The following is a 10,004-nucleotide window of genomic DNA, read 5'->3' on the forward strand; positions in this document are numbered from 1 at the left end:
GGATTGACGTACATCTGGTAAACCGTGTCCTTGTTGGCGGCGAACAGGAATCCGATGCCGTCGTCGTTATACACCTGTTCGTCCCGGACGGTCTTGGCGGTTTTCAGCTTGTCGATTACGGTGTCCCGGCAGACCGCGGCGCTGTAAAGATTCTTAAGAACATCTTTTGTGAACACCAAGCTCATATCCCCTCCACCACCTTTATCTCTTCCTCGGTAAGCCCGTATAACCTATACACCAACTCGTCAATCTCCTTGTCTATTACGGCAATGTCCGCCGCGTGGCACTGCCGCAGTTCCGGGGTTTTGTTTAGCTTGAGCATTTAAAAATAGTTTCGAAAAAAGACTTGACAAATCAGCCGCGGCAAACTATAATATGAACAGTCTCATCCACCATGTTGTGGAAGGAGCATTCGAAGCCGCTCAATATTTTTGGGCGGCTTCAGCCATTTATGGCCCTATATGCGTCCCTTTCCCGCCGGAAAACCAGTTTGCGGTGAGGGCTTACACAATATGCCGACTTAAGCAGCAGATATCCGGATCTTCTGGTTAATATTACCGCAAAATCGCCTTCTTCATACCAAAGCACGATATTTCTGTTTCTACCCCGCCTGTTTTCCCAAAAAGATATTTTATCATTTGACCCGGCGTTTTTGAGCACCCATGAAATCCATTTTATGCGCTCGCCTCTGCTAAAATCCGGCGTCCTGTCCTCTTCTTCCTCGCCTTCCGAAATAATGTGCCAAAAAGCAAAATGCTTGCCCTTGGTAACCGGTCTGAATTGGCATCTTATGGGCAGACCGTAAAAAACCAGGTTGCCCCGCACTACTTCGGCAATATAGCATTGATATACCGCATCAATATACTTTTCCCAATCTCCGTTATAAGCGTTAAGGAAAACCAGCGGTGGCGGCGCATTATTCCCGGAACCGGCAGATTCATACATTCCGGGCCTACCATCTGAATATATTTACTTTATCTTCATGCAAAAGGGTTGTTCTGGTAAGGCTATAGCCCGATTGTTCCTGTAATTTCTTTACTATTTGTAGTTTTGCCGGGCTGGTGGTTAGCTCCCTGTTAACATAGGCTACTGCGCCAATAAGTAAATCCGTTAATTGCATTAGCTCGCATTCGTGTCTTTATAGTCCATATAAACCCCGTATTTATCGTGCGGCGTAAATATTGCCTTTAGCAGGTCGAAATACATCTGATAATACCAGTCATCATGGGTTTGGCCAAATGCTTCATGAACTAATTTATCTTTATCCGGCGCTATTAAAGCCCTAAAATGCAGGTCGGTGTTATTAAAGTAATAATCCAATAAAGCTAAATAGTAATCTATTTTTGCCGGAGAGACCTTCACCCATTTAGCCTCGAAATACCTGGTAAGCCCAAAACGCTGTTTTAATTCGCGTAACTCTATGTTTATCTGCCGGCTTTTAGCTGTTGGACACCACACCGCCCCAAGGACCATCACTTTTTGATGGTCCTTTTCCAAATGGCAGCTTTCGTCACAGTAAATATTAAATAACTCGCTCATTCGCTGCCCTCCACCACCTTTATCTCTTCCTCGGTCAGCCCATATAGCTCGTAAACCAATTTGTCTATCTGGTTATCCAAGCTTTGGCACTTTTGCTGATAGTAATTTTTATCGGCTTCGGTATTTGCTGTGGCAAGTTGCTTTTTGCTCTCTAATAATTTAGTTACATAATTACTTATTTTTGTACAATTTATTTTTCCTTCTTTGCTTGTTGGCTTATTGACCCTTTTTAAATCATGTTTAAGCAAACATAAACTAACAGTATGTTCAGAATAATATTTTTCTTCATCATAAGTAGCTTTTAAGCGTTCACTACCAGAAATGTCCCTAACAATTAGTTTTGGTTTTTCAAATAACTCTTCAAACATTGGATTGTACAATTCCTCTTTCTTATACCAAAGATACTTGTTGTCATAATTCATGCTATATCGCTCAATATCACGTGCATTAATCATTTTTTTGCTTTGCTTATCTATTGGGCTATCAGTGACATATTTTTTTACATTACCGCTCCTGGCACCCCAATTCACATAACAAACCGTGCCAAGCTTTATGCTCTTGTTTTTTACCTTTTGAACAATATTAGCTATCTCAGGTGATATATCCAATCGAAACATGTGTTTTGGGTATTTTTTAAAATTAAGTTGCGCAATCTGTTTTTTTGCAATACTGTTTAATGTTTGTGCTTCAGTTATATTGGTTGGTGTTATTATTTCAGTTATATTTTTTTATCTTCAATGTTTTCGATAATCACTATGCAGTTTTTCACCACTGCCTCGTTAAATATTTTAACGTTTGAAAGATCCACTATTGTTTTAATTTTACAATGATCAACTAATAATGTTCTCAATAACTCAGCATAGTTTTGACTTATAAACGGATATGGTATTATGAAACTGAGCAGGCCGTTTACCTTTAATAAATCCAACCCTTTTTCCATGAAGGCAATATAGATATCAAAACGTTTAATGGCCGTTCTATAAGTTGCCATTAATATTTCACGTGTTATACCATCTAAATTCTCCACATTGATGTAAGGTGGATTGCCTATAACTGCATCAAAACCACCGTCATCCATCACTTTTGGGAAAACACTTTCGTAATCCATCGGCTTTATGTGTGGTTCATTTTGATTTGTTATTGTAAATAAGTCTTCTTGCAATACATTTATACCGATCAGCGAGTTCCCGCAAACAATGTTCTTGGTCAAGTCCGGCAGCACCGCCGAGTGAAACAGCACCTGCATGTCATTGGCCGTGGCGGTGGTCTCGTCCTCCAGCATTTTCAAGGCCAGCGACAGCTGGGTCACCTCTATGGCCTGGGGGTCAATGTCCACCCCGTAAATATTGTTAAGCAAAATGCTTTGCTTTTGCCTGATGTTTAAAACCCATTTGCCGTCCTTTTGGTAACAGCCGTCTTTCTTGGCCTTTTCCGGGTGGGCCTGGTAATACTTGTGGTGGTAATCCAACAGCAGTTCCAACGCCCAGATCAAAAACGAGCCGGAGCCGCAGGCGATGTCGGCAAAGCGCAGTTTGGCTATTTCCTCCGGGGTCTTGCCCTCGATCAGTTTGCCGATGGTATTTTCCACGATATATCGGACGATGTACTGGGGGGTATAATACACCCCGCCCGCCTTGCGGACCTCGGGCTTTTCTTCAATGTCCACCCGCTTGGCCGTGGCGTGAACTTCCTTGCCCAGAAAACGCTCGTAAATGGAGCCCAGGATGTGAATGGGTATGAAGTTAAAGTCGTAGGGCGAATTCTGGCGGGAAAGCCTCTTGCAAATATCGCGGAACTCGGAGTCCACCGGCCCTTCAAACCCGGCCAGGTCAATGCTGGTTTCCTTGAACACCACCCCGTTGTATTTCTTGTCTAACTTGCGGCACAGGGCTATGAATTCGGCCCAGGCCTGGCCCGAGGTTCCGATGTTGTCCAGATAGTTTTCCGCCTCCATCAGCTTGTCTTCCAAAAAGCGGATGAACACCAAGCGGTCAACCGTGCGCTGCACCGCCTCGGTCAGCTCGTTGCTCATCATCTCCGGGCAGTTCTTTTTAAAGGCCTTGGCCAGGGTCTTGCGGATCTCGTCAATTTCCTCCAGGAACGCCTCGTCTATCGGCTGATACCCGCCGGGAAACAGCCCCCGCTGAACCGCCTTGCCGGTGGGCTTTTTAAGGGTCTCGGCGTGTTTCTCTAAAGAGTTTCCCTCTACCGCTTCGTGCGAGAACAGATAGTATATCTTGGCAAATTTTTCCTGGTCGGCATATTCGCTGTAATGGTATTTCGTCAATTTCTGGGTCAGGGCTGTGTTTATATTTGGCTTGAACCGGCAGTCTATGATGTGAAATTCTTCAAAATCGGTCAGCACTGCAATTGGCGTATTGGCGTTCCAGCCGTAACGGGCGGTCTGGAAATAATCATCGGGGTTAAAAAGAGACTTGGCAGGCTTCTTGGCCTCCACGAAGAACTTGGCGTCCCGGAAATTGGGGGCCAGGCAAAAGGCGTAATCGGCCCGCTTCTGGGCGCGGGCTACGATTACGCCTTTTTCAACCTTCACTTCCTGCTCATAAGGATTCTTCTGCTGCTCGTGGTTCACGTCCCAACCCAAAGCAATGAAAAACTTGTCTATGAAGTCCTTGCGGACCTCCGCCTCCTGGTAAGCCAGAGAGAGATATGTCTTTTCATGCGCCTGAAAATCCTTTACCAGGTGGCACACTGCTTTATGGGCTTTTCCGAAGTGCTTCATATTTTTTTCAATTATTACGTCTGATCCAGTTTTTTATATCCAGTTTCGGCGTTTATGTTATTCCCCGCTAAATGGCATCTTTTTTAAATCCTATCGGACGGCGCTTGGGCGCATCAGGTTCTATCAGCTGTTTAATGGCCGCGAATATTGCCTTGGAATTGCCGTCATAGTGTCTTTCCATTTGAGCCACTTTTTGAGCCAGTTTTTCATGGGATATCAACATCCTCCGCATTTTTACAAAGGGCCTCATGATCTCGATATTCACCGCTATGGCCCGGTCGCTGTTTAAAACACCGGATAGCATGGCTACCCCCTGTTCGGTGAAAGCATATGGCCGGTATTTGCGGTGCCCGCCCCGCCCTGGTTTTAAGGTCACAATTTGTGACCTTAAAGCGGCATGTTCCTCGGCGGTCAACTAAAACATGAAATCTTCGGGGAACCTTCTGATATTGCGCTTGACCGCCTGATTCAACACCTTCACCGGCACACCGTATAAATTAGCCAAATCGTGGTCCAATATGGCTTTGTGCCCTCTTATGGCATGAATTGCTTGTTCTATGAATTCCACCGGCACCAAATCCACCCCGCTTATCATAATTTACCTCACAATAATAGATATACTCAACTTTATATTAATCATTCCTGCAAAGAATCAGAAACAACAACCGCACAGATAGTGCTTGGAGTTTGTCCGTCAGCTGACCTTGTGCCGGGTGTCCTTCAGCCTGCGGCTGGAGGCCTGTTCCAGGCTCTTGTAGAAATAGAGGTGCTCGCCCAGCAGGCTCTTGAAATCGTCCTTGTGCAGTTGCAGCACCAGGCCCTGGGACTGGGAAATAACGCTGGCGGTGCGGGACACATCCAGCAGCAGGGCGATCTCGCCGAAATACTCGCCCGGCCCCAGGCTGGCCACTTTGTTCTTCTGGCCGTCGCGCTCCACCCAGACCTCAAACTGCCCTTCCTTGATGATGTAAAAACTGTCTCCCATCTCGCTCTGGGCGATCACCGCTTCTCCGGGCTGACAGCGCCTGGGGATCAGCCGGGATGCGGCCATGGCCACCTGGGCCGGCGCGAATTCCGAGAACAGCGGCAGCTTTACCAGAAATCCCCGGTTCTCTATCAGCCGGTCGATCCTGGGGCCCAGGTCCACCTTTTGGGACATTAGTAATTCGAAGTCCGCCCGCTCCAGGGTCAAAAGCGAACAGTCGGACAGGACCTTAGCGGTGGCGGTGCGGGGAACCTTCTTGATCAGGGCGATCTCCCCGAAGTAATCGCCCCGCGAAAGCAGGGCCGCGATCTGAGCTGGCCATCCGTCCTTTTGGATGGAGATCTCCACCTGCCCGGACTTGATGAGGTAGAACTTATCGCCTTCCTCGCCCTGCCGGATGATGGTCTCGCCTGCCTTGCGCCGGTCCTCCTTCAGCCGGGAGAAAAACACCTTGGCCTCTTCGGCAGAAAGCTCCCAGAACCTGGCTACCCCGGAGATCACATCCTGGGCGTCCTTTTTCTCCTGGGAGAGTTTTTTAAGGGTCAGGCCCTGGGACCACTGGCAGCCGGACATCAGGTACTGCTGGGCGATCTCCCGCTCCTCCCAGTAAAGGCTTTCGTAAGCGGTCTTGAAGGTGTTCCTGGCGAAATAGGCCCCGGTGATTCTGGAGATATAAAAATACATCTCGTCCAGCAGACCCTTAAAGGCCGGGCTGCGCTCCAGTATCCCCAGCTCCCGCTGGAACCGCTCCTCGCTTTTATCGCCGTAGAGCCTGATGGGCCAGCCTTTTTCGATCAGCGCCAGGTTCAGGCGGTCGTCCATGGCCTTAGCCGAAGACTCACCGAAGAAGGCGGCAAAATGGCGGCGGGAGAGTTTGTAGATCTTGACCGCGGCCTGGCGCATCCGGCGGCGCTCGGAATCGGCCGGCTCAAAGGCGGAGGTCTCGGGCTGCCAGGAGGTGCCCTTGATGATCAGGTACAGCCAGAGCAGGGCCAGGGCCTGCATCAGGGCCGGGAACAGGTCCAGCCTGGCCGGCAGCCGCCAGATGGTCAGCGCATTCTGGCTCAGCAGCCCGGTTAAAATGATCATCCAGAAATATTCCAGCGAAGATCCTTCGTTATTCCAATAAAGCGACAGCACCATTAAAAAGGCGGACCAGAGCAGCATTATTCCCAGCGACTGGGGCCAGGCGTATCCCGGGTTGACGGCGATCACCAGCATCATCAAAACCCACCAAGCCCCCCACAGCCAGCGCTGCCACTGGCGCCACCGCCTTAAGCTGGAGTAGGAAAATTGGCTGAACCCCGCCAGGGCCAAGGCTCCGGCCGTTCCCAGCCAAAGGAAGGGATGAATTTTAGAAGTGAAAGATGCCAGCGCCATCTGCCAGAGCGAAGCCAGCAGCAGGCACCAGAAGACTAAGGAAAGATGAGATCCCCGGTAATAGGAATGAACCCTTAAAAAAGCCAGCAGGGCCAAGGCTCCGAATGGCAGCATCAATAGGATCCTGACCCAACCGGGGAAAAGGGCAATGATCAAAGCGGCCGCCCCGAAAAACGCCAGCAGGCTTAAGGAAGCGACCAACGGTTTCTGGCGCACCAGCTTTAGAAGATTTTGCCAAAACCCGGCGGCCAGCTTTTTAATGTGTTTGCGCAGGGCCACCCCGCCCCCGGTCAGAGCCAGCGCCAGTCCCCCCAACAGCCACCATCTGGCCTGGGTAGTGGTGCCGATTAAAAACTTATGCCACAGCGGGGAAGCCTGCAGCCTCCAAAAATACAAGGCCAGCACCAAGGCCAGGCCCGACCACACCAAAGCCCCCAGCCGGAAGCCGGTAAAGACTTTTTCCTGCCAGCTTAAGGGTTCTTTGAATTTCAGTTTGCGCCAGAGTTCTGTCTTCACGAAAGCCGCGGCCTTGTGCTTTAATCCCGGCAGTTCCAGCCAGTCCACCAGCATGTAGTAACCGTCCAGCTCCAACAGGGGATTGAAATTGACGAACACCGAAACGAAGGAAAGAACGGCGAATTTATAAAGCAGTGGGTTCAGGAAAAGATCCGGCATCAGGACGGCCAGCAGGGAGGCGGCCCCGGCCAAAAAGGCCTGGGTATACGGCCCCACAATAGAGATGAACAGCCGCTGGTCCTTGGGCAGCAGCCAGGCATCGGTGGTGTCCACATAAAAGGCCGGGAACCCCATGTAAAGGATGGTTCCTCCGCTGTTGACCTTCCGCTTGTAATGCTTGCAGGCTAGGGCGTGCGACATTTCATGCGATATCACAGCCAGATAGTTCAATAGGACCAGGATTATCAGTCCGGTCAGGTATGAACCCGACGATTTGATGACGCTGTACTGGCCGCCTTTTATCAGGACAGCAAAGGAAACCAAGCCTGCCAGGATCACCAGCCCGGAGACTATTTTTGCCGGAAGCGAAAAGAAGTACTTGAATCCGCCCCGGTATAAAAGACCGGTCAACCGGTGAAAGTCGGGGATGGGCCATTGCCTCTGGGGAAGGTTCTTTACCATGTCCAGTATTTTGACCAGCGGCTTCTGGTACCGGATCCCTTGGGCCAGACTCTTATAAAAATTGGAAGGTTTTTGGACCAAAAACCCTCCGGCGAAAAGCTCCTGGAAAAGCGTGCCGATGCGGGAAAAGGCCAGCGATCCGAATTTTTTGAAGTAGTCCACCAGGATCTGCTGAATGGTCTTCTGCCCGGTGAAGGAGGAGTAAAGGAAGTAGTCCTGCAAGCCCAGCTTGATGTAGCCACTGCCTCCCGGGGCCTTGACCACAAAATATTCCTGGCCCTGGCGGTCGGCGAAACAGGCCTCCTCTGCCCCCGGTTTGACCCGCGGTTTCTGTCGGGAGAAATCCAAAGTGAAAATGAGCCGCTGCCAGATGGAAACGTTTGCCGTTTCCGGCGATGTTGGTTGATCGGTCATTTTTACCGGTAAAGTTTTTTGTTTTTGATGTAGCAGGCCGCCGGTTTCGGCACCAGATACCGGATGGATTGTGACTGGCAGATACGGGCTCTAATATCGGTGGCGCTGATCTCCAGCCTTCTGACCAGCAAAAACCGGATCATTCTTTCAAAGCTTTTAGGGTGTTTACGGTATAGGAAGAGTCTCTTGATCTTATTTCGATGTCCGAGACCCGGAACAACCTGTTGCCTTTGATTGCCAGTCGCACCATATTATAGCGGTCCTTAGCCGGGGACAGTTTTACCCCTCCCTTGTGGGGCGGCTGTCCGGCCGGAATGAAAATGACCCGATCCAATTTCAACTTTTCCGCCGCCTGCTGGGCCACGATCAGGTGTCCCAGATGGATGGGATCAAAGGTCCCGCCGAATATTCCGATGCGCTTGGACTTTGGCATTTGGTTTTATTTACAATATTCCCTGGATTCATTTAGAGGTTTACAGTTACTTGCCCTGGCTGCTGTCGGCGGCGGCGGCCGGAATGCTGTCCGGCAAAGCTTGTTGGACTTTTGCGGAGGCCGGGATCTGATCCAAAAGCTTTTGGGCTTCCTGGGCCCAGTGGGTCTGGGGATATTGTGCCATCAGGTTTTCCAAGTATAACTTGGCCGGAGCGTAACGTTTCATTTTAAAATATATCCGGCCAGCATCAAAATCCTTGTGGGCCAGCTTTTCCTCTAGGGAAATCTTGAGCTGACGAGCCTCCGGGGCCCAGGTGGTGTCCGAAAGATACGTGAAATAAAGATTCAGGGACTGCCCGGCCTTTACCGTGGTCTCGCTTTGGTCCAGGGCATAGTTGGGTGAATCCTTGTAGTAACACAGGGCGATCTTGAACCGGGCCTCGTCATCGTAGCGGCAAGGCGAGTAAGTGTTCAGTATCTGCTGGAACTCGGCGACGGCCCCCTGATAATCGCGGGTCCTTAGATAGCACTCGGCCAGGAAATAATTGGCGTCCAAGGCCAGCTTGCTTCCGGAATAGTTGAACACCACGGCCTTGAAATCGTCCATGGCGTCCACGTATTTCTTGTTCTGGAAGAACTGCTGGCCCCGGGCGTACAGGTCATCGGCCTCCAGTTTCTTGACCACCCCTTTCTTGCCCCCGCAGGAAATCAGGTTCAGGAACACTATGATCAGCATCATGGGCAATAGGTATTTCTTCATTTTTGTCCTTTATATTTATTGACTTTGTTTGGATTTTTCTAACTTTTCCAACGTTTCCAACATTTTGTCGCCGTTGGCGACACCCCGCCTGCCCCGCAATATGCGGTGGCCGTCTGCGGTGGCAAACATTTCAAACTTTGGCTCACTGCCCCCAGACGTTCCGGTCCAGGCTGCGGTACTGGATGGCCTCGGAGATGTGGGTGGCGCTTATGTCCTCCGCACCGTCCAGGTCGGCGATGGTGCGCGAAACTTTCAGGATCCGGTCGTAAGCCCGGGCCGAAAAACCGAACTTGCTGATGGCCGTCCTCAGCAGTTCTTCGGAGCCGGCGTCGATTCCGCAGTATTTGCGGATGTCCTTGGTCTGCATGTGGGCGTTGCAGTAGATGTGGCGCCGGCCATGATACCTGTCCAGCTGCAGCTGCCGGGCCAGGTCCACTCTTTTCTGGATCACCGCCGAAGGCTCGCCCGGCTCCTTCTGGGACAGCTCCTGGTATTTCAGCGCCGGCACTTCGATGTGGATGTCGATCCGGTCCAGCAGCGGTCCCGAGACCCGGGACAGGTACTTTTGGATGGACTGGGGGTTGCAGCTGCACTGGTGGCTGCTGTCGGTGTA

Annotated in this window: 7 protein-coding genes and 3 pseudogenes; all 10 read right to left on the bottom strand. The window is 50.5% G+C overall.

Features of this window, described 5'->3' with window-relative positions; translation table 11 throughout:
• On the bottom strand, nucleotides 1-185 hold a 185-nt coding region (locus tag HY768_01850; protein MBI4725965.1), incomplete at its 3' end, for a hypothetical protein.
• A complete protein-coding gene (locus HY768_01855) occupies nucleotides 182-322 on the bottom strand; it encodes a hypothetical protein (protein MBI4725966.1) in 141 nt (46 codons plus the stop codon). The genes HY768_01850 and HY768_01855, both read right to left, overlap by 4 nt.
• A 630-nt stretch (nucleotides 323-952) precedes the next feature.
• Nucleotides 953-1,539 (bottom strand): annotated as a pseudogene (locus tag HY768_01860) (DUF3800 domain-containing protein).
• Nucleotides 1,536-2,147, bottom strand: a complete 612-nt coding sequence (locus HY768_01865; GenBank protein ID MBI4725967.1) for a hypothetical protein — start codon at nucleotides 2,145-2,147, stop codon at nucleotides 1,536-1,538. The pseudogene HY768_01860 and the gene HY768_01865 overlap by 4 nt, the downstream one beginning before the upstream one ends.
• A gap of 110 nt (nucleotides 2,148-2,257) precedes the next feature.
• A complete protein-coding gene (locus tag HY768_01870; protein MBI4725968.1) occupies nucleotides 2,258-4,282 on the bottom strand; it encodes an N-6 DNA methylase in 2,025 nt (674 codons plus the stop codon).
• A 67-nt stretch (nucleotides 4,283-4,349) separates the two neighbouring features.
• Nucleotides 4,350-4,877 (bottom strand): annotated as a pseudogene (locus HY768_01875) (ORF6N domain-containing protein).
• A gap of 99 nt (nucleotides 4,878-4,976) precedes the next feature.
• Nucleotides 4,977-8,198 carry a cyclic nucleotide-binding domain-containing protein gene (locus HY768_01880; GenBank protein ID MBI4725969.1) on the bottom strand — a complete coding sequence of 1,074 codons (3,222 nt, stop codon included), beginning with the start codon at nucleotides 8,196-8,198 and terminating at the stop codon, nucleotides 4,977-4,979.
• Between the two features lie 2 nt (nucleotides 8,199-8,200).
• Nucleotides 8,201-8,631 (bottom strand): annotated as a pseudogene (locus HY768_01885) (nicotinate-nicotinamide nucleotide adenylyltransferase).
• A 46-nt stretch (nucleotides 8,632-8,677) separates the two neighbouring features.
• The gene (gene bamD / locus HY768_01890) at nucleotides 8,678-9,391 is read right to left on the bottom strand and encodes an outer membrane protein assembly factor BamD (GenBank protein MBI4725970.1); all 714 of its coding nucleotides are present in this window, start codon (nucleotides 9,389-9,391) and stop codon (nucleotides 8,678-8,680) included.
• A 142-nt stretch (nucleotides 9,392-9,533) separates the two neighbouring features.
• A partial coding sequence (locus HY768_01895) for an ATP-binding protein (protein ID MBI4725971.1) occupies nucleotides 9,534-10,004 on the bottom strand: 471 nt, incomplete at its 5' end.

Source organism: candidate division TA06 bacterium (assembly GCA_016208585.1).
Classification (GTDB): Bacteria; Edwardsbacteria; AC1; order AC1; family EtOH8; genus UBA5202.